We start from the raw sequence: 21398 nt of genomic DNA on the forward strand, positions 1-21398 counted from the left end.
TTGAAATGGGTATATTAAGCGGCATTCGCGTTCTCGATTGCTCCATCGCCATGGCCGGGCCGTTCGCGGCGCAGCGCATGGGCGATATGGGGGCGGACGTTATCAAGGTGGAACCGACCACCGGCGAATGGCAGCGCCACGCCCCGGCCGGCGGCGCCTGGGGCAATGAAATCAATGTCTCCTTCCTGTCGCTGAACCGTAACAAGCGCTCGCTGGCGGTCGATCTGAAATCGCCGGAAGGCAAGGCCCTGCTGCTGGATCTCGTCAAGTCGGCCGATGTATTTTTGCAGAATTATCGTCCCGGCGTGGCGGCGCGGCTGGGGGTTGATTACGAGACGCTCTCGGCCATCAATCCGAAGCTGATCTATGTCTCTATGTCGGGCTATGGCGAGGACGGCCCCTACAAGAACTATCCTGGCCAGGACCTGCTGCTGCAATCCATGTCCGGCGCCATGATGTCCGCCGGATCGAAGGATACGCCGCCATCGCCCGCCGGCCAGTATCTCGTTGACGCCATCACGGCCTATACGGCTTTCGAGGGCGCGCTGGCGGCCCTGTTCCACCGCGAACGCACGGGTGAGGGGCAGAAGGTCGAGGTCAATATGCTCGATGCCATCACCACCATCCAGATGCAGGAACTGTCGGTCTTCACTGTCGGCAAAAGGCCGCAGACGCGCACCGTTGAGCCCCACGCGCACAGCTATATCCGCGCGCCTTACGGGGTCTTCAAAACGAAGGACAGCTATATCACCATCGCCATGGCCAATCTGAAAAAGCTGGGCGAACTGATTGATGAACCTTTCTTTGCCGACCTGGAGGATCAGACGGATTCGTGGACCTACCGGGATGAAATCTATGCCATGACACGCATCAAGCTGGAGGAGCGTACCACCCAGGAATGGCTCGATCTGTTCCGTCCGGTCGATATCTGGTGCGGGCCGGTCTATGGCTATGAAGATGTCGTCAATGATCCGCAGATCAAGCATAACGGCACCTTTGTCGAATATGATCATCCGACCGAAGGTCGCGTGAAGACGCCGGGCTTCCCGATCAGGTTTTCCAAGACCCCGTCAACCGTTGATCGCGGCGCCCCGCGCGTCGGTGAACACACGCGCGAAATCCTGTCCGCTGCGGGTAAATCCGACGCCGAGATCGAGGCCCTGCTGGCCAGCGGTGCGGTGAAACAGGCAAATGTCTAAGCATAAATACAAAGGTCTGACCTGGGATCATCCGCGCGGGTTCAATGCGCTGGACGCGGCGGCAAAAGCCAATCCGGCGCTCGGCCTGTCCTGGGATAAGCATTCCTTGGAGGGCTTCGAGACCCATCCGATCGCCGAGTTATGCGAACAGTATGATCTGGTGGTGCTGGATCACCCACATGTCGGTGAGGCGGTGGCTGGCGATTGCCTGCGGCCGCTGGAGGATATTTTCACGCCGGAAGAGATCGCCGGGTGGGCACGCGACTGTATAGGCCCTTCGCTGAAAAGCTATCAGTTTGCAGGCAAACACTGGGCCTTGCCGCTCGATGCCGCCACGCAGGTGATGGCCTGTCAACCGGGGATCGATATTCCACAAACCTGGGATGAGGTTCTGGCCTTCAACGGGCCTGTAGCGCTGTCGCTGGCCGGACCGCACGCGGCGCTCAGCTTTCAGTCGATCTGCGCGGCACTTGGTGAACGTCCGGCGGTGAAAGATCCGGACCTGTTTGTTAGGGAAGCCGTCGGGCTGACCGCGCTCGATATCATGCAACGCCTGACGGATAAATCGCCTCTGAGCGTGCGGGAAAAGAACCCGATCGGCATTCTTCAGCATATGGTCGATCATGACGATGTGGTCTTGTGTCCGCTGATCTATGGCTATGTGAACTATGCCGCGCCAAAATCTGGAAAGGCTCTGACCTTTGCCAATGCGCCGCGCAGCGCCGGCGGGATCGGCTCGACGCTTGGCGGCACGGGTATCGGTATCTCTAAGCGTTGCGACATCACGCCCGCATTGCTCGATCACCTGCGCTGGCTGATGTCGCCGCAGGCGCAGATCGGCTTTATCCCGGCGCATGATGGCCAGCCATCGCTGCGTGTTGCGTGGCAAGACGCGGTGGTCAATGCGCGTTGGGGCGACTTTTATCGCAATACCTCCGATGCCCTGGAAGCCGCCTATGTCCGGCCGCGCCATGATGGTGCCATCGCCTTCCAGACGGCTGCGTCAGAGGCCATCCGCGATACGCTTTATGCCCGGCTGCCGCATGATCAATTATTGACTCAATTGCAAACCCTTTATGCCGGAACGCGGATTCGGGCTCGGAGCGCTAAACTCATGACCGATGAACTGCTGTTTGAAGTGGATGGCCACGTCGCTGTCATCACCATTAATCGCCCGACCAAGCTCAACTCGATGACGCCCGAGATGGCCTATGCGCTGGAAGCCGCCGTGGCCGAATGCAACAAGAGCAATACCATCCGCTGCGTGATCGTCACCGGCGCCGGCGAACGCGCCTTCTGCGCCGGGTCAGATATCCGCACGCTCGACGACTACGCCACGCCGTGGGAATTCCGTAATCGCGGCGACTATTGCGACGCCATCCGCCTGTGTCTCAAGCCAACTATTGCCGCGGTCAATGGCTATGCTTTCGGCGGCGGGCTGGAAACGGCCATGAGTTGTGATATCCGCATTGCCTCGTCAAATGCCCAGTTCGCTGCCCCGGAAATCAAGCTGGGGTGGATCGGTGGCGGCGGCATGGCGGCGGGCCTGGTCCACTCGATCGGCGCCTCCAATGCCTCGCTGATGATCCTGACCGGCGATGCGATCACCGCGCAAAAAGCCGAACAATGGGGCCTGGTCAGCGAGGTGTGCGAACCGGCCGATCTGATGACCCGCGCCCGTGACATCGCCGAAACCATCGCCAGCCGCGCGCCGATTGCCGCCGAAACCGGCAAGCTCAACCTGCGCGCCGCCCACACCATGCCGTACGAAAAGGCCGTGGAATACGAGCGCGATTTGCAGACCATCTGCTTCGCTACCGAAGATGCCGAGGAAGGGCGCGCCGCCTTCAAGGAAAAACGTGCACCGCTTTTTAAGCGGCGCTGATTCAGCTCAGGCGCCGCATGGCTCCCGCGCAAACATGCGCGGCGGGCGCTTGCCCTTGCCAAAACGCGATAAGAGGTTCATCGCATTTTGGAGAATAACCGAGAGATTCCCTGTATGACCCGTCCCAAAGTTCTGCTCACCCGTCCGTGGCCCGAAGCGGCCCAAGCCTATATGCAGGCGCATTACGACACGACGGTCAATGACAGCGGCAAGCCGCTGACGCCGGAGCAGCTTAAGGCGGCGATGACGGAATATGACGCCCTGTGCCCGACCGTCACTGACAAGCTGACGGCGGAAATCTTCGCCACGCCCAATGCGCGGGTAAGGATGATCGGCAATTTTGGCGCGGGTTATGAGCATATCGATATCGAGGCCGCGAAAGAGGCCGGGATCGTGGTCTCTAATACGCCGGACGTTCTGACAGAGGCCACGGCCGATATCGCCCTCATGCTGATGCTGATGGCGTCGCGCCGGGCGTCCGAAGGCGAGCGCCAGTTGCGCGAAGGCGGCTGGAAAGGTTGGGGCACCACGGCACTTATGGGGCAATCGCTGGAAGGCAAGACCCTGGGCCTGGTCGGTTTCGGCCGCATCGCCCAGGCGACGGCGCAAAAGGCGCGGACGGCGCTCGGCATGAAGATCGCCTATTTCAGCCGCCGCCAGGCCGCGACCGATATCGAAGCGGCGCATGAGGCGCGCTATGTCGCCAGCCTCGAAGACCTGGCGGCGCAGTCGGACGTGCTGTCCCTGCATACGCCGGGCGGGCCGGAAACGCATCACATGGTCAATGCCCGCCTGCTGGGGCTGATGAAGCCGACGGCTATCCTGATCAATACGGCACGCGGCTCAGTGGTCAATGAGGATGACCTGGCGGCGGCGCTGAAGGCCGGCACCATCTGGTCGGCGGGGCTGGATGTTTATGAGCGCGAACCGGTGGTCAATCCGGCCCTGCTGCCGCTTAATAATGCCGTCCTGCTGCCGCATCTCGGCAGCGCCACCATCGAGACGCGTAACGCCATGGGAATGCGGGCGGCGAAAAATGTCGATCAGTTTTTCGCGGGGGAGCCCGTCGGTGACCGGGTCGCTTGAGGTTGTAGAAGCTAGGGTAAAAGACTGGCTGAAAGAGGCGGACAAGCCGTTCGTACTTGGCGTCTGCGGGGCGCAGGGCTCCGGCAAATCCACCTTGAGCGAAGGACTGGTCGCGCATCTGGAAGACGAGGGGCTCAAGGTCGCGCTGTTATCGCTTGATGATCTCTATATGGCGCCGGAAGCCCGGCCGGTCGCACTCTCGCCCTTGTTCGCCACGCGTGGTGTGCCAGGCACGCATGATGTGGCTTTGGGTGAGCGTGTATTCGCCGGGCTGAAAGCTGGACAACCGACGCGATTGCCGCGCTTTGACAAGGCCAATGACCGGCCTTTCCCCGAAAAGGACTGGCCGGAAATCACCGCGCCAGATGTTATCATTTTCGAGGGCTGGTGTGTGGGTGCCCGTCCGCAGTCGGATGAAGACCTGATTGCGCCGGTCAATGATCTGGAGCGCCAGGAAGACGGCGTCTGGCGGCGGGCGGTGAATGACGCGCTGAAAGGGCCTTACGCCGATCTGTTCCGCCATATTGACCGGCTGGTCCTGCTGGCGGCACCCGGTTTCGACATCGTGCGCGACTGGCGAATCGAGCAGGAAAATGCCTTGCGCGCGCGCCTGAAAGCGGAAGGGCGCACTGGCGCGCGGGTGATGGACGACAAGGAGATCAGCCGCTTTACCCAGCATTACGAGCGTCTGACCCGTCATATTCTGCAAACCATGCCCGCCTATGCCGACCTGACCTTGCAACTTGATTCATCTCGGAATATGAAACCAAGTCCGAAATACTGACCAGTTGAGACCCGCATGATCATTTCCGCTGCCACCGATTACCGCGAAGCCGCCAAACGCAAACTGCCGCGCTTCCTGTTCGATTATCTCGACGGCGGCTCCTATGCCGAAATGACCCTGCGCAATAATGTCGGCGACCTGTCGTCCCTGGCCCTGCGCCAGCGCATCCTGAAGAATGTCGCCGACCTGTCGCTGGAAACGGAACTGTTCGGAGAAAAGATGGCCATGCCGGTCGGGCTGGCGCCGGTCGGCTTAGGCGGTATGTATGCCCGGCGCGGCGAGGTGCAGGTGGCGAGGGCCGCGAAGAAGGCCAATATTCCCTACATTATTTCAACGGTTTCGCTGTGTCCTCTTGAGGAAATCGTTGAGAAGTCCGGCTGCGATATCTGGTTTCAGCTTTACGTGCTGAAGGATCGCGGTTTCATGAAGCACGCGCTCGAACGGGCGCAGGCCCTGGGCGTCACCAAGCTGGTCTTCACCGTCGATATGCCGGTGCCGGGCGCACGCTACCGCGACAAGCATTCCGGCATGAGCGGCGATTTCGGTCCGGTCCGCCGTATCATTCAGGCGATGATGAAGCCGGAATGGGCCTATGATGTCGGCCTGCTCGGCACGCCGCACGATCTGGGCAATGTGTCGAAATATCTCGGCAAGGCCACAGGGCTTGAGGACTATATCGGCTGGTTGGGCGCCAATTTTGACCCGTCGATCAACTGGTCCGATCTCGAATGGATCCGCGACATGTGGAAAGGCCCGATGATCATCAAGGGCATCCTCGATCCGGAAGACGCGAAGGATGCCGTGAAGTTCGGCGCCGACGGCATCGTGGTATCGAACCACGGCGGTCGCCAGCTCGATGGTGCGCTCTCGACCTGCAAGGCCCTGCCGGCGATCGCCGACGCCGTGGGTGACGACCTGACAATTCTGGCCGATTCCGGTATCCGCACAGGGCTGGATGTGGTGCGGATGCTGGCGCTCGGCGCCAAGGGGGTATTACTGGGGCGGGCCTATATCTATGCCCTGGCCACTCACGGCGAGGTGGGCGTGACCAACCTGCTGGACCTGATCGAGAAGGAAATGCGCACGGCCATGGCGCTCACCGGCGTGAAAACCATCGCCGAAATCAACCGCAATCTGCTGGCCTGATATGAAAAGGGCCTCCGGATGGCTCCGGAGGCCTTAAGATCATGCACCCCCTACGGTCTGCTTCTGGGTGCCCAGGCCTTCGATGCCCAGTTCCATGACATCGCCGACATTGAGATAGATCGGGTCAGGCTTCTGGCCAAGGCCGACACCCGGTGGGGTGCCGGTCGAGATGACATCGCCCGGATGCAGCGACATGAACTGCGAGACGTAATGCACCAGGAAGGCCGGCTTGAAGACCATGGTGGCCGTCGAGCCGTTCTGGAAGCGCTTGCCGTTGACGTCCAGCCACATTTTCAGGTTGTTGATGTCGCCGGCTTCATCCTTCGTCACCAGCCAGGGGCCGATAGGGCCGAAGGTGTCGCAGCCCTTGCCCTTGTCCCAGGTGCCGCCGCGTTCGGTCTGGAAGTTGCGCTCGGACACATCATTGATGGTGCAGAAACCGGCCACGTAATCCAGCGCCTCGGCTTCGGAAACGTAGGACGCCTTCTTGCCGATGACCAGGCCCAGTTCTACCTCCCAGTCGAGCTTGGTCGAGCCGCGCGGCTTGAGCACTTCGTCGTTCGGCCCGACGATGGCGGAGGTGGCCTTCATGAACAGGACGGGCTCATCCGGCACGGGCAGGCCGGATTCGGCGGCGTGGTCGGCATAGTTCAGGCCGATGCAGATAAACTTGCCGACGCGGCCGACGCAGGGGCCATAACGCGAACCGAACGGAGCGAGGGGCAGGGTGGCCGGATCGATGGCGGCGATCTTAGCCGGCCCTCGGCGGAGAGCACGTCGCCGGCGATGTCATCGACCACGCCGGAGAGGTCGCGGATCTGGCCTTCGGCATCGAGGAGACCGGGTTTTTCAGCGCCCGACGGGCCGAAGCGGAGCAGTTTCATTTTGTAATCCTGAATAGAAGCGGGGAGGCGCGGTTCAACACCGTCAAGTTACGGGTCAAGGGGCTGTGCCCCTTGCCTAGTTTAACCAGCCGCCATCGATAATGTGTGCCTGGCCGGTCGTAAAGCTGGATTCGTCTGAAGCGAGATAAACGGCGAAGGCGGCCAGTTCTTCCGGTGTGCCCAGGCGACCTGTGGGCTGGCGTGACAGGAACATGGCGCGGCCCTTCTCATAATCGCCGGTATCGCGCATCCGCTGCTGAAGCGAAGGCGTATCGATGGTGCCGGGGCAGATGGCGTTGCAGCGAATGCCTTGCGCCACAAAATCGGCAGCCACCGACTTGGTCAGTCCCACCACGGCGGCCTTCGAGGCGCCGTAGGCCAGGCGGTTGGCCACGCCCTTGAAGGCGGCCACGCTCGCCATATTGATGATCGAACCCTGTTTGCGTTCCAGCATCCTGGGCAGGAAGGCCTGGATGGTGTGGAACATGGCGGTGACATTGATCGAGAAGCTGAAGTTCCAGGCGGCTTCATCCGTGGTCAGGACCGTACCGGCATGGACATAGCCGGCGCAATTATAGAGCACGTCAACCTGCGGGAATTCGGCGGCCAGCGCCTTGATGGCGGCGGGATCGGTGGCATCGAGCGGGCGGCAGATCGCGCCTTCCAGACCCTCCAGAAATTCAAGCTTTACGTCGGTGGCAATAACGGTGGCGCCTTCTGCGATAAAGGCTTCCGCCGCGGCGCGGCCCATGCCTTGGCCAGCGGCGGTGATAAAGGCGGTCTTGCCGGTGAGGCGTCCCATAAATGGCTCCGTTACATAATACATATTATGAATATGTTTTAGGCAAGGCATAGTTCTAAGTCAACCCTAAACCCGCAAGTGATATTTAATCCCCCACGGCGCCAAAAACTTACGGGTCAAGGGGCCGCGCCCCTTGCTTCAAAAAAGACCCGCCGCTTCCGGAGAAGGGCGGGCCAGGGGGCCTCTGTCACCGGACCTGTAAAACGGGTGAATACAGGTCCGGACAATTACGCAACAGACAGCAGGTCGGGGAGAACTTTGGTTTGTCGCGCTTTTTAATCCAAAAAGTGCGTCACACTTTTTGGAAAGCGCTTAGTAACGGAAGCGGATGCCGGCGGAGATACGCTTGCCGGTGGTGCGGTATTCCTTGGTCCGGTCAGGCGTGACCGAGTAGATGAACTCGTTCTCGTCCGTCAGGTTCAGGCCGTCGAGATAGACGGTGAAGTGGTCGTTGATGTCGTATGAGACACCGGCATCGAGCTGGCCGTAGGCGTCGAAATATTCCGGTTCGTTGTTACGCCCTGACGCCAGTTGCAGGAACTTGTCGCGCCAGGTGTAGGCGATACGGGCCTGGAAGCCATACTTTTCATAGAAGCCGACCAGGGAATAGCTGTCCTTGGAAAGCCCTTCGAGCGTGTAGGTAATGCCGGAGCCGTTGGTGTAGCGGGCATCACTGTCGGCATAGGTATAGCTGACCTGCGTGCCCAGGCCGTCGAACGGTGAGGGCAGGTTGTTGAACACCTGACGGTAACCCAGTTCGAAGCCCTTGACCACGGCGCCCTTCCCGTTGACTGGAATTGTGACCGCGAAGGTAACGGGACCAACGACCTCCGTCGTATTGCCGAGCGTAACAAAGGAGTCGATGTTCTTGTAGAAGGCGTTGAACGACAGCAGGGACAGGCGGTTGAAATACCATTCCAGGCCGCCTTCAATCTGCGAGGCGCGGAAGGGTTGCAGGTCCGGATTGCCGTGCTTGATCGTCTCGTTACCGGGATTGGTCTGGATCGACAGCTTCGGCGACAGATCCGACAGGGTCGGGCGGGTCATGACGCGGGAGGCGGCAAAGCGCAGCAGCAGGTCGTCGGTCAGGTTCAGCTTGGCATTCAGCGAAGGCAGGATATCAGTATAGTGACCGTCGAAACTTACCGGAATGACGTCCGACAAGGTGACGATGTTCTGGCCGGCGTCATTCGGTGCGGCCGACAGCACGGTCCGCGAGGCACCGGACGAAGTGTAGTTGGTATCCTCGACGCGGACACCGGCATTGATCGCCAGCGGCATACCGCCGATTTCGGTGCGGATATCGCTCATCAGATAACCGATGGTGACCTTTTCATCCACGACCGACGAGCCTGAGGGATCGAAGACGCCGGGGGCAAACGCCTTGCCGTCCTGATCGGCGAACGACTTGACCTGCTGGATCAGGGCGATCGGATCATAGGCTACCCAGTCGCGGATAATGTTTCCGTCATGACTTGAGAAGAAATCCATGCTGGTGTTGGAGAACAGCGACTCTGGCAGAACACGATCGGAGCCGCAATAGGCGCACTGCTGGCCGAACGGCATGGAATTGGTGGTGATCGTCTTGGTGCGCTGTTCGCTGGCCAGGCCGGCATAGAGCGTGACGGCGCCTTCCGGGGCCCACTTGGCGTCGAGCTTGAACTCGTTGGTCTTGTCATCGATATCCGAACCGCCGCCCCAGATATAGTAGTGGGCGGTTATGCCCTGCGGGTTGGTCGCGGCGTTGGCGTAGTTGGGCGAGGAGAAGCCGTAGTCATAGATCGGGCTGCCGCTGCGGCGATCGAACCACAGGTCCATGTTCTTGCGGCGGATGGTGGTGAAGTCGCTGTCTTCCTTGCCGCGGCGCTGGGCCTTGGAGGTCGAGGCGTCGAAGCTGAGGGTAAGGGTATCGGTCGCCTTCCATGCGGCGTTGAAGCCGACCATGGTGGTGGTGACGTCGCGGGTATCGTGCTGCAGAATCTGGTCGACCGTGCCGCCGGTATAGCGCTGGTAGACCGCTTCATTACCCTGAACGACCTGCTCGACGAGCGTGCCGCCGGAGAAGTCATAGGCGAGACCCGTCTGATCCTCGGTGATGTCCGCCTTGGAATAGAGGGTGTCTAGGGTCAGGGTCAGGTTTTCGGCCGGCTTCCACTGCACCGAGCCATTGAGACCGGTCATCTTCTTCTTGCGGACGAAGAAGAAGGGCGACAGGTTCGATGGCATGGAAATGTGCGTGAAGGGCGCCACATCCGGGCCGAGCCGGGCGCCGGCGACGCCGCCGGCATTGTAGTAGCTGTCGGTTGAGGAGCGGTAGACGTGGCCGGCGCCGATGGTAAATTCATCGTCGCGGACTTCCTGGTCCATATAGGAGGCGGAGAGGGCGACGCCAAAGGTGCGGGGCGTCATTGCGCCAGCTCATGACGCCGGAGGCTTCCGGGTTCTGCGTGTCGGCCAGTTCGGCCCACTGGCTGCCGACTGAAGCGGCGGCGGTGAAGCTCTTGGATTGATCGAGCGGACGCAGGGTGCGGACATCGACCGTGGCGCCGATTGAGGCGCCGTTGATATTGGCCTGTGGCGACTTATAGACATCGGCGCCGGCGATCAGTTCGGAGGGCAGGACGTCGAAGGAGAATTCGCGGCCGTTATTGTCGGTGGCCAGCGTGCGGCCATTGACGGTGACGGCGTTGAACTTCGGTCCGAAGCCGCGCACCGAGACATAGCGGCCTTCGCCGCGGTTGCGCTCGATGGTCACGCCGGGGATACGTTGCAGCGATTCGGCGACGTTCTGGTCGGGCAGCTTGCCGAGATCCTCGGCGGCGATCGAATCGACCGTATTGATGGCGGCCTTCTTGATATCAATGGCGGCCTTCATGGAGCGGCGAATACCGCGAACGATGACGACCTGGGATTCGTCAGGCGCGGCGGCGGCCGGCGTGTCGGTTTGCGGGGCAGCATCCTGAGCAAAGGCCGGTGCGACGATCGCGGCGGCGGAGAGGGCTGTGGCGGCCAATAATACGAGTTTCCTGGACATGATTTCCTTCCTTGGTCGCCCCCTTATGTGAGGGGCTGATGTCCTGACACTATTTCAAGGTAATATGTGTGTCAAATGATCATCATATGTCCGACAATATGGCGTTTCTCTAAATTGAGCCCGGGAAGAGTGGAAATGAAGTGCTGCGGGGCAGGCCCTGCAACGCGCAAATTTGTTTTCTCTCTTTTGAAGGCATCCTGTGTGCGCTTCAGCTCTCTGTATTTATTTGTTTTTTATCTTGCGGTTTGGCAAAGACGCTGGGCGGGGTTATGGTTTCAAATGCGAAAATCGGCTGTCCGATGCGGCTTTCATATATTTTAGCGCATTTACCTCAGGCCGGCGACTAAAAAAGAGGTGTGTGCCGCGGAAGCCCAACCCACTTATAAAGCTTTATTTTTTATGGCCAATATGCCATTTATCCGCACCCATTTCGAGATTTGCTCACAAAATATAAATGACAATAATTTTGTGACCAAATGATCACATTTGTGATTTGAATATATATAATTGCATCATTTTTTGATGTATTTTGATTTATTGCTAAATTTATTGTCTGAGTTATTTGGTGGGTTTGATAAAAAAACCGCCTCTGCTAGGCAGAAGCGGCTTGAAATCGCCAGGTGAGATGGCAGGTTATTTCACGGATCGGATCGGCAGAACAAAGAACGATCCGGCGAAGACGAAAACCAGGGCGGCGATGAAAAGTACGCGATAATCAGTATCGAAATATTTCAGCAGTTGCGCCGCCATGACCGGCGAAATGATCTGCGGTATATTGACGGCGGTGGTGAGTAGGCCGAGATCCTTGCCGGCCTCGCCGGTGTCTTTTGGCAGAACCTGGGTCATTAGCGCCATGTCGATCGACATGAAGGCGCCGTAACCCACCCCGATCAGGGCGGCATAGCCATACATGCCTTCGAGATTCGGCATAAACAGCGGCACGACCAGGGCCGCCCCCCATGATGATGCTTGATGCGAACACGAACGGCTTGCGACGCTTGATCCAGTCCGACAGCCAGCCCGACAGCATGGATGAGCCAAAAACACAGAAGAATGTAATGAGAGAGACCGTGCCGATGACGATATTGGCCTGATCGGTGCCCAGGCCGATATAGTCCTGCAGGATGTAGAGCAGGTAAGTGACAATGGCCTGGTAGCCCATATATATGGTGAAGCGGCCGGCGAAGGCCCACCAGAAATCGGGATAGGCTTTCGGATCGATCCAGAACCCTTTCAGGAAATCGCCGGCGCGGAATCTGGCCAGCGGTTCGCCTTTGGAAGAGGTATCGTGGTTGAGGATCACGAAGGCAATGCAGCAGATGGCAATGGCGCCGGCGAAGACGGCATAGGCCAGTGGCATGTTATTGGCCAGGCGTCCGGCGACGATCATGCCGACCGTACCACCGGCGGTCATGCCGGCGCCGACAAAGCCGGAAGCCGTGCCGCGGGCGTGTTCGGGGAAGCGGTCGGCGACCACGGTGGTAAGCGCCGGCTGCATGGAGTTGAGCGCGATGGCGGCGATGACCCAGACGGCGGTAATGGTCCAGAAGGTCGGCATATAGGCGACGCTGGCAAGCGCTATGGCCCCGATCACCGAACCGGCGACGATCCAGGGCGTGCGGCGACCCCATTTTGAGCGGGTACGGTCGGAAAAGGCGCCGGCGATCGGTGTCGTCAATGTTGAGAAGATTGAAGTGACGAAGAACATCAGGCCGAGGTTTTCCACCTTGTGTGCCGGATCTAGCGTGGCGATCTGGTTGGGCAACAGCACGGCCAGCACGCCACAATAAAGCGCCAGAAGCATGAAGAAACAGACGAAAAGCGAGCACAGCAACAGCCAGCGGCGGCCGCCTTCGACATGAGGAATGCCCGATAAAGAAACGGCTGGCGCTTCGGTCAGGGTCGGTTGCTGGTCCATTGTTTCCTCTGTTTTATAATTGATAGACGGTCCGGGCGGTGCCTGACCAGACCTGTATTTGCTGATTTTCTGGCAGGTGGCTGATGGCCGAGGCCACCACGGCCTGCCAGCGCGCATAGCCGCCGGCGAGATCGACGACCGGCCAATCACCGCCGAACAGGCAGCGTGAGGGGCCAAAGGTGCTCAAGGCGTGATCGAGGTAAGGACGGAGCTGTTCTTGTGTCCAGTGGTCCCAGTCGGCCTCGGTTGGCAGGCCGGAGAGTTTGCAAAAGACATTAGGCATAAGCGACAGGCTATTGATTTCATTTGCCCAATCGCCGGCATGAATATCTGTGCCGTGAGATTTGATGTCTGGCTTGCCGAGATGGTCGAGAATGACGCGTGCGTCCGGTACGGCCTTGAAAAGCGCAGCCAGCGCCTGGCGCAATTCCGGCAACTGCCGCGCACGGATACACATGTCGAGACTGAAACCGGCCTTCGCTGCGGCGATCATGCCGGCCTGATAGCCTTCGGAAATCATGAAGCCGTCGGGTTCATTCTGCGCATTACGGCGGATGCTGACGACCTTTGATTTGGTTTTCAGCGCTAATATATGCGGGGTATCACCCAGTTCCAGCGGCGCATAGGCGACAATACCCAGAATGGAAAAGTCGAGGCTGTTGACCCAGTCAACCTCTGCCAGCGCCTCTTCGCAATCGGCCTGTACAAAGATCGCGCCTTCGAGAGCGGCGCCTGTCGCGGCAAACTCTTCAGGCCCCATGCGCCCGCTGATCGCCGGCACATATTGCAGCCAGTCGTAGGTCAGGCGTTCGGGGTTCCAGAAGTGCAGGTGCGAATCTATCATTGATTATTGGCCCGCCTTGCCGCCGTTGCCGGGCAGCACGTCCCAGCCCTGGTTCAGAACCGGCGCCAATATGGCTTTGACTCGCGCCAGCAGTTCCGGATCGATCGGTTCGGAGAGGACGGCCACATTATCGCGCATATTGGCCGGGGTGGAGGAACCGATCACGGTCGTTGCCATGCCGTTCTTCATGGCGCCTTGCAGGGCAAATTGCAGGGCCAGTTTCGAGATGTCGCTGCCGGCTTCAGCGCATATCCGTGCGGCCTCGGCGGCGGCGGCATGAACCGTGGGATGGCCGGGATGCCAGTCGGGCGGGCCGCGCCGGGTCAGCAGGCCCATGCCGAGCGGTGACGCATTGAAAACGCTGATGCCCTGGGCTTGCAGGCGCCTGGCCACCGGCGCCAGGCGCTGATCCTGAAGCGTATAGGTGCAATAGGCCATGATCGTATCGACCTGTTGCTCGACCGCGACCTTTTCCATGAGGGCCAGATCATAGCCGGTAATGCCGACAAAGCCGATGACGCCCTGGCGCTTAAGGTCGTGCAGGGTGGGGAGGGCCTCGCCGATCAACTGTTGATAATCGCCCATTTCAATGTCGTGACATTGCAGGATGTCGATACGGCCGCATTTCAGCCGGCAAAGGCTGGCATCAAGACTGCGCAGGGTGGCCTCGCGCGAAAAATCCCAGTCCTTGTCGCCATAACGGCCGATCTTGGTGGCCAGCACATAGGTCTCGCGCGGCACGCCCTGCAAGGCATGGCCAAGCGCGGTCTCGGCTTTTGTCAGGCCATAATAAGGCGCGACATCGATGAAATTGACGCCCAGTTCCAGCGCTGTGCGTACGGTCTCGTCGGCATTTGCCTGCGAAACTTCGGAATAGACGCTGCCGAGCGACGCTGCGCCCAGCGCAAGGGTAGATATAGCCGGGCCGTCAGGTTTGATATTGGATGTTTCCATGTGATTTTTCTTTGTTTGAAACCACGAATGGACACGAATATGCACGAATAGCTTCGTGTTCATTCGTGTCCATTCGTGGGTCCGATATTTAACTTTCCGGCACCAGCCTCAGGCCCGCGCGGCTTGGCCGCACATGGGGGCCGCCGGCGACATTCCATTGACCGGACTGGCGCTTGGCGGCAATCGCCGTTTCATCAACCTCGATACCGAGCCCTGGCGCATCGCCCAAAATAATGCCGCCATCGGCGATCTCCTGATCGATGGTCAGGCCGTAAGGCACCTTCCAGTCCTGCACCTCGATCGTCAGCAGATTGGGCACAGCCGCTGCGGCATGGGCCACCGGATTGCCATTATAACCCACCGGCGAGACCGGCAGGTTATGGGCATGGGCGGCCATGGCGACGCGGTTGAAATGGGTTATGCCCCAGACCATTCCGGCCTGAACCACATCAACCGCGCCGGCGGTAAAGAGGGGCAGGTATTGGTCCAGCCCCGTCAGGTTTTCGCCGGTCGCCACCGCGCATTTCGAGGCGCGGGTAATGACGGCGTGGCCCTCGGCATCCCAGCGACGCACGGGTTCCTCTATCCAGGTCAGGTCGAGATGGTGTTCGATTTCGGCAATGTGACGCAAGGCCTGCTTGCGCGACCAGGATTCATTGACATCGAACATGATGGCCGGGCGCGGGCTGTTGCGCTTCAGCACGTCTCGGACGCCAAGCATCCGGCGGATATCGCGGTCGATATCGCGGCCGCCCTTGATCTTGGCGGAGGTGTACCCACGATCGGCCCATTCGCCATAGAGGGCGTACAGCGCATCGTCCTCCAGCCCCATGCACAGGCCGGAGGCATAGCCCGACACGAAGCGGTCGCGCGCGCCCAGCGTCCGCCACAGGGGCTCGCCGGCCATCTTGGCTTTCAGATCCCACAGCGCCATATCGACCGCGCCGATGGCGCCATAGGTGGCGCCGGCGTGTCCGCTCTTGAACACATGGGCGAGCATCCGGTCATAAAGCGTTGTAACCGCTCGCGGATCTTCACCTTCCACGGCCGGGAAAACACGCGCGATGTCGCCATGGGCGCCCAGGCCGACACCGGTCAGACCCTCATCGGTTTCCAGCAGCAGGATCGGCACATCGGTAATGCCGGAACGCACCAGTCCGTTGACATCACCAATCGGCCGGCCCCAGTCATGGACCGTGGTGAGGCTGCGATAGCCGGTAATCTTCATCTGTGGTCTTTCTCGTCAACGCCGCCACAGACGGTAAATCCCGCGATGTGGAGTTATAATATGTATTATGAAAATTAGCATTGGCGATAAGGCTTGGCAAGGGCTGAATTGGACGGCCCTCCGGTTTGCAATAATAAGCCTTTGAATTGCCTTGTAATAAGACTTGCAAGACTTTGAAAAATATATGACATATGCTGAATGTGCGTGGTGGCGGCTTCCAGCGAAATCCCTGCGAATTTGCGCGATCCGTGTTACGCTGACCAAGAATCGACTCTTGAGGTAAAAACGCTTGAATACCACTGTAGCCTTTTCCGCCCGTAATGCCCGCCGCCGTCCGCGTCTGGCCGTCGCCGTCGTCGAAGACCTGGTGACCGCCATCGTCACCGAGGTTTATCCCGCCGGTTCAGCCCTGCCGCCGGAAAATGTGCTGTGCGATATGTTCGAGGTCAGCCGCACCGTTATCCGCGAGGCGACCACGGCCATGACCGAAAAGGGGCTGGTGGTGTCGCAGCAGGGGCGCGGCACGATCGTGCAGGATTCCTCGCACTGGAGCCTGCTCGATCCGATGGTGCTGAGCGCGCTTTTCCAGCGTGATGATGGCCTGTCCTATCTCGACAATCTGGTCGAGATCCGCGTGACTCTCGAATCCTCCATGGCCGCCAAGGCGGCGCAGAAGGCGACGGGTGAGGATATCGCCGAACTGACGGCGCAGATGGAAAAGCTGGAAAGTCTGATCCAGACGCCGGCCGCCTATGTCCATGAGGACGTGAAGTTCCATGACATCATCATGCGGATATCGGGTGATAAGCTCAGTGAAGCTATTATCAACAGTATTCAGGGCAAGGCGCTGAAAAATCTGAACTATTCCGGAAAGCTCAATGTCGAACATATCCGGGAAACCCATGCGGCCCATACCGAGGTCTATCAGGCTATCCTGAAACATGATGGCGAAGCTGCCGCAAAGGCCATGCGCGACCATATCGAAGGGTCGTGGAAGAAGCGCCGCCCAACGAGTCTGAAAGTCTAAATTCTCCTCCCTTGCGAAGCGGGGGAGGTGTCAGCGCCCAGTTCATTCGGGCGAAGCCCGAAGGGCTGGTGTCGCTGACGGAGGGGGCATCAAGGGTGGTAAGTGGCGCCCTCCGTCGCGGACAAGCCGCGACACCTCCCCCGATAAATCAGGGGAGGAGAATGATTTCCGAGCTATTCTTTTGAACAACGGAACCTGCGCCAAAGCCCTCAATCCGGCCGCCTTTAACATCATCCAGCACAATTGCCGGGCGGGCGTCGGGTGTTTCGACATCGAACGTGCAGTCCTTGAGGATCAAGCCCCGCAGATTTCGCCCATAAAACCCATAAGCCGGCAGGGTGCCCATGAAACTGACCTCCAGGCTGGCCTCGCGCTTTTCCTTGGGCGTGCGCGCTGAATCCCTCATCGTGCCGCCGCCCGAACTGACGACATGCACATCCGAGAAACTGACATCCATGACCGGCGCATCGGGAATGCCCTGCACACCGCACGGATAGCGGCCATCGGCGCCGGACACCTGGATATTGTCGAACCGCACCCGCCGGCAGGCCCCGACCGTCGTGCCTTCCGGTGCCCGCAGACGCGCCGCCTGACGGATGAATAGCGGATGATTAACCGGATTGCGTAAGATTATGTTCGAAACGACGACATCTTCCAGAACGCCGCCATCGACCACGCCGATCAGAATGCCGCGCGTGTTTTCGCAAACACAATCCCTGATCAGTATATTGCGGAAGCCGCCATTGCTCTCGGTGCCGAGCTTGATGCGGCCAAGCACGCCCATATCATCGACCGAGCGATAATCAGACAGGCGGTAGCAGCCATCGATCACCGACCCGGTTTCAAAACCTGAAGTCTGGCAATTGGTTATGCTTATATTCTCACAGATCACCTTACGCCCCAGCGCATAGCTCGACTTGACAACGATGCCGTCATCATGCGGCGCATTGACCCGGCAGTTGGTCACGCGCACATCACGGCAGCAATCGATATCGATGCCGTCGCGGTTGGTGTCGACGGTTATGGTGTCGATCGTGGCATTGGTGCAGCCGAGCAGGTGGCAAGCGAAATGCCCGCCTTGCAGAATGGTGACATCTCGGACCAATACATTGCGGCAATTCTTGAAGCCGATAGCGCGGATGCCCTGGCCCTGCATGGCGATTTCCTTCGGATCGGCGATGCGCGGCGCGATCCAGCCGGTGGCGCCGTGCCAGCGCGCACCGGGATCTTCACGCCGCAAGCCCTTGCCGAAAATCATCCCGCGCCCCATGACCGAAACATGATCGGCGCCATCGGCATAGATCAGACTGCAATGGAACTGGGTGATGCCGAAGTCCTGGAACTGCTCCGGCATGTCCGCCTCTGCCAGGTCATATCTACCCCTGTGGAGCGCCGGATCGGCAGCCTCCAGCACGCAGCCTTCAGCGAGCAATAGTGTAATATTATCAAAGAGACGCAGGGAAAAGCTGAGATAATGCCCGGCGGGCAAGAGCACGGTGCCGCCTCCGACCTTACGGGCGGCGGCAATGGCCGAATTGATCGCCGGGCTGTCGAGTGTGACGCCATCGCCGCGCGCACCGAAATCGCGGACGTCAAAAAGCCCGTGCGCCGCGAAAGCCGGCACGTTGCTTAAAGGGAGGGCAAACAGCGCTGCCGCGCCGGTTAGAAGCGCGCGCCGGATCATTCCTTGCGCGTCTTTTCAGCGACCGGAGACCCATTGGGCTGCGGCAGGCCGGCAGGGTGTGCCAGCGGTTTCACGGCGCCGAATTCCACCGGTCCGGCCTCTGGCATGATGCCGGCATTGGCCATGACCTGCTTCGCCTCAACGGGCCACTGACTGCCCGTGACCAGGTGATCATCCAGGATCAGGTCTTCCTGATAGGCAGACCAGATGCCGCCGGTTGTTGTGGTGTTGTGCCAGTTGCCGCGCGCCGTATTGTTGACTGAGGTGCGCAGGGGCAAGGCGGAGCGGGCGGTATTGATATTCAGCCAGACCCCGGCATCCTCCACTACATTATTGCGCGCCAGGATGCCGCGCGAGCCTTCGTCGAAATAGAGGGCGATGCGGTCGCCGATATCGAAGACGTGGTTTTCGGCGAAAACGCAGTCCGGACAGGCGCCAAGATTATAGATGGCGCCGCCATCATTGAACAACTGCTTGACCTTGTAGACGCGGTTGAAGCCGACAAAGACATCTCTGTGGGTGGTCGGGGTCTCGTAGACTGGCTGGCCGCCACCGCCCTGGGCCACGGCATCATAGCCGCGCTGGCGGGTCCGATAGTTCGGATTGCCGCCGGCATCGACATAGCCCCAGCCATAGCCGACATCGATCGCATCGTAAGGCGTGTCGGAAATGTCGTTATGGATGATGACCGTGTTCCACACATAGGTGGAAAGAATGGCGGAATTGTCCTTGTAATCCTGGCTGATATTCTGGATCAGGTTGTTCTCGACGACAAGCTGACGGTTGGTCAGGTTGCCGTTTGACGGATGATGCGCGTCCGGCAGCACGCCGCCGGAGGAGATGGCGCCGCCGGCCAGATCGGTGAAGACATTGCGCGAGACGACGATATCGGTCGTCGCCAGGCCCTGGCCGGTGAAGTTGGCATTGGCATCGTTGCCGATGCCGAGCGCATACTGGCCGAGATGGGCGAACACATTGCCATCGAGCACTATGTGTTGGGCGGCGGCGAACTGAACCGCCGCCGGCGTCTGGTGCCATTTGTCGCGCACGGTCTCGAATTCCGGACAGCCGGTCTTGCAGACCTCCAGCACATTCTTCGGATAGGCCGCGGCCCGACCGGTCAGGAAGGAACCGCTCTGCTGGCTGGCGAAGCCTTCCGGTGAGGACGGGCCCATCCACGAACTGTAGGAGAATTGCAGGCCGGAAAATTTCAGGTCGGTGACCGGGGCTTCGGGCGTGCCGGCGGCGCTGACCAGCACCTCCAGCCGCGGCAGGATCGCCTTTGCCTGCTTCATGTCCACGCCATCGGCCGGTTTGTAATAGAGCTTGCCGGCGGCCGGATCGATATACCACTGGTTCGGTTTCGTCAGGAAGGCCAGGCTGTTTTGCAGATAGAGGTGCGACCATTCGGGGTGGAACGGGTAGGGGATGCTGTCATAGCCCCAGATATTGTTGGCCCAGGCTGGCTGCTGCATGGTGAGGGTGTTGACGCTGATGGCTTCCACCGGCGAGAAGCGCGAGGTGAAGAAGCCTTGGCTCTCGATTTCGATACGGTGCTGATCGGCCAGGCCGGCCAGCCATGACCAGCTTTTATCCTTCAGCACCATGCCGGTTTCGGTGAAGGTGACCGCGTCGCGCGGCAGTTCGATCTGGGCGCGTTCGGCCAGGGCATCATTGACCCAGAGCTGGCGGCTGTCCATGCCTTTTGGTACATCTGCGACATAGATATGCTTTTGGGCGTCATGGACGCGCCAGCCGGTGACGGGTACGCCGCCGGACAGGACCGGACGCGCCTGCGGGGCGGCCTGCCAGGTGACGGTAAAGCCCTTCTGACCGCCATCGGCCTGGGTGAAGACCAGCGGCGCCAACAACGCATAGGTGCCGTCGGCCAGGATGACGGCCACATCGCCGGTGGCGTTGTGCTGGCGTACGGCGACCTGGGCGCGGGGCAGGGTTTTGAAAGGATGTGCCGCAGACCCATCGTCTGCGTCACTGCCTGCGGGAGAGACGTGGATCTCACTGCTGGGATGTGCCCAGCGTGTCTGGGCCTGGGCTGGCAGGGCGGCGAGGGCGAGTATCGCAACAAGGGTAAGGCGACGGTCGGCTGGCATTATCCACTCCCACGGGACTATGTTTCTTGTTTTATATGCCACACTTCAAACATAATACATCATATGTCAAGGGCGTGATGTTTTAATAAGAGCTTACTTGATCCTGATTTTTTGCGAGGACGCTACGCATGGAAAGCCTCATCACGCCGGGGATAGAGACAGGACATCAAGCCATCAGGCTTTTTATAGCCCTTCATCTGAGGTATCCGCATGTTCAAGTTCCCCACCTTTAAAGCCGGCGGTTTTGCTCTGGCCCTGTCGCTGACCACGACGGCCCTGGTGCCCGCCGTCTTGCCGCAGGCCGCCGAGGCTGCCACCAAGGCCGATATCAACGCCGATTCTCAAGCGGCGCTGAATTCGCTCTATGCCGGCAACCCCACCGCCAAGCTTATCGGCTCCAAAGCCAAGGCCATCCTGATCTTCCCCAGCATCGTCAAGGCCGGTCTGGTGTTCGGCGGCGCTTATGGTGAGGGCGAGTTGCTGATGAACGGCGGCGTGGCAGACTACTACAACTCTTTCTCCGGTTCCTGGGGGCTCCAGTGCCGGGGCGCAATCCTACGGCTATGCCGTCTTTCTGATGACCGACAGTGCCGTGAAATATCTAAAGGATAGCTCGGGCCTGGAAATCGGCGTCGGTCCCACCGTCGTCGTGGTTGACGAGGGCGTAGCCCGCAATCTCTCGACCTCGACCCTGAAGGACGACGCCTACGCTTTCATTTTCGACCAGAAGGGCCTGATGGCCGGTGTTTCCATAGAGGGCACCAAGATATCCAAGATCAAGCAATAGTACCGAACGTCTGATCCTGTTATGA

The 21398-nt window shown here is 59.8% G+C and carries 17 protein-coding genes and 1 pseudogene; 8 read left to right on the plus strand and 10 right to left on the minus strand.

Translation table 11 applies throughout. The annotated features are described in order from the left end of the window. Positions 1-5: 5 nt before the first annotated feature. The 5 genes from NVV72_15080 to lldD all read left to right on the plus strand — a co-directional run bounded on the left by NVV72_15080 (position 6) and on the right by lldD (position 6100). A complete protein-coding gene (locus tag NVV72_15080; protein MCR6660595.1) occupies positions 6-1199 on the plus strand; it encodes a CoA transferase in 1194 nt (397 codons plus the stop codon). After that, positions 1192-3084, plus strand: coding sequence for an extracellular solute-binding protein (locus NVV72_15085; GenBank protein ID MCR6660596.1), 1893 nt, complete (start codon positions 1192-1194; stop codon positions 3082-3084). The genes NVV72_15080 and NVV72_15085 overlap by 8 nt, the downstream gene beginning before the upstream one ends. 114 nt (positions 3085-3198) lie before the next feature. Further along, complete coding sequence (locus NVV72_15090) at positions 3199-4170, plus strand: D-glycerate dehydrogenase (protein ID MCR6660597.1); 972 nt, start codon at positions 3199-3201, stop codon at positions 4168-4170. Further along, the gene (locus NVV72_15095; GenBank protein ID MCR6660598.1) at positions 4154-4954 is read left to right on the plus strand and encodes a kinase; all 801 of its coding nucleotides are present in this window, start codon (positions 4154-4156) and stop codon (positions 4952-4954) included. Before NVV72_15090 ends, NVV72_15095 begins: the two co-directional genes overlap by 17 nt. Before the next feature lie 15 nt (positions 4955-4969). Continuing rightward, complete coding sequence (gene lldD, locus NVV72_15100) at positions 4970-6100, plus strand: FMN-dependent L-lactate dehydrogenase LldD (GenBank protein MCR6660599.1); 1131 nt, start codon at positions 4970-4972, stop codon at positions 6098-6100. A gap of 39 nt (positions 6101-6139) precedes the next feature. On the opposite strand, the pseudogene NVV72_15105 reads toward lldD, so the two are convergent. The 8 genes and pseudogenes from NVV72_15105 to NVV72_15140 form a co-directional block, all read right to left on the minus strand. Then, positions 6140-6984, minus strand: a pseudogene (locus NVV72_15105) (fumarylacetoacetate hydrolase family protein). Positions 6985-7060: 76 nt separating this feature from the next. Next, entirely contained in the window at positions 7061-7786 is a 726-nt protein-coding gene (locus tag NVV72_15110; protein ID MCR6660600.1) for an SDR family oxidoreductase, read from the minus strand. A gap of 312 nt (positions 7787-8098) precedes the next feature. Beyond that, complete coding sequence (locus NVV72_15115; protein MCR6660601.1) at positions 8099-10195, minus strand: TonB-dependent receptor; 2097 nt, start codon at positions 10193-10195, stop codon at positions 8099-8101. Then, the gene (locus tag NVV72_15120) at positions 10128-10820 is read right to left on the minus strand and encodes a TonB-dependent receptor plug domain-containing protein (protein ID MCR6660602.1); all 693 of its coding nucleotides are present in this window, start codon (positions 10818-10820) and stop codon (positions 10128-10130) included. The genes NVV72_15115 and NVV72_15120 overlap by 68 nt, the downstream gene beginning before the upstream one ends. A gap of 715 nt (positions 10821-11535) precedes the next feature. After that, on the minus strand, positions 11536-12738 hold the full coding sequence (locus tag NVV72_15125) for an MFS transporter (GenBank protein ID MCR6660603.1): 1203 nt from the start codon (positions 12736-12738) through the stop codon (positions 11536-11538). Between the two features lie 13 nt (positions 12739-12751). Then, positions 12752-13582 carry an amidohydrolase family protein gene (locus NVV72_15130; GenBank protein ID MCR6660604.1) on the minus strand — a complete coding sequence of 277 codons (831 nt, stop codon included), beginning with the start codon at positions 13580-13582 and terminating at the stop codon, positions 12752-12754. Positions 13583-13585: 3 nt separating this feature from the next. Further along, a complete protein-coding gene (locus NVV72_15135) occupies positions 13586-14536 on the minus strand; it encodes an aldo/keto reductase (GenBank protein MCR6660605.1) in 951 nt (316 codons plus the stop codon). Between the two features lie 88 nt (positions 14537-14624). Further along, positions 14625-15764: a mandelate racemase/muconate lactonizing enzyme family protein gene (locus NVV72_15140; protein ID MCR6660606.1), complete on the minus strand. Its 1140-nt coding sequence runs from the start codon at positions 15762-15764 to the stop codon at positions 14625-14627. A 289-nt stretch (positions 15765-16053) separates the two neighbouring features. Between NVV72_15140 and NVV72_15145 the strand changes: the two genes are divergently transcribed. Then, on the plus strand, positions 16054-16791 hold the full coding sequence (locus NVV72_15145; GenBank protein MCR6660607.1) for a FadR family transcriptional regulator: 738 nt from the start codon (positions 16054-16056) through the stop codon (positions 16789-16791). 148 nt (positions 16792-16939) lie between these two features. Here the strand turns inward: NVV72_15145 and NVV72_15150 are convergent, their stop codons facing one another. Further along, complete coding sequence (locus tag NVV72_15150; protein ID MCR6660608.1) at positions 16940-18475, minus strand: glycosyl hydrolase family 28 protein; 1536 nt, start codon at positions 18473-18475, stop codon at positions 16940-16942. Further along, positions 18472-20586: a right-handed parallel beta-helix repeat-containing protein gene (locus tag NVV72_15155; GenBank protein MCR6660609.1), complete on the minus strand. Its 2115-nt coding sequence runs from the start codon at positions 20584-20586 to the stop codon at positions 18472-18474. Before NVV72_15155 ends, NVV72_15150 begins: the two co-directional genes overlap by 4 nt. A gap of 210 nt (positions 20587-20796) precedes the next feature. On the opposite strand from NVV72_15155, the gene NVV72_15160 reads away from it, so the two are divergent. Next, positions 20797-21198 carry a hypothetical protein gene (locus NVV72_15160; GenBank protein ID MCR6660610.1) on the plus strand — a complete coding sequence of 134 codons (402 nt, stop codon included), beginning with the start codon at positions 20797-20799 and terminating at the stop codon, positions 21196-21198. Beyond that, positions 21179-21373 (plus strand): hypothetical protein, encoded by a 195-nt coding sequence (locus NVV72_15165; GenBank protein MCR6660611.1) that lies wholly within the window; start codon positions 21179-21181, stop codon positions 21371-21373. Before NVV72_15160 ends, NVV72_15165 begins: the two co-directional genes overlap by 20 nt. Positions 21374-21398 lie beyond the last annotated feature (25 nt).

This window comes from Asticcacaulis sp. (genome assembly GCA_024707255.1).
In the GTDB taxonomy this organism is placed as follows: Bacteria; Pseudomonadota; Alphaproteobacteria; order Caulobacterales; family Caulobacteraceae; genus Asticcacaulis.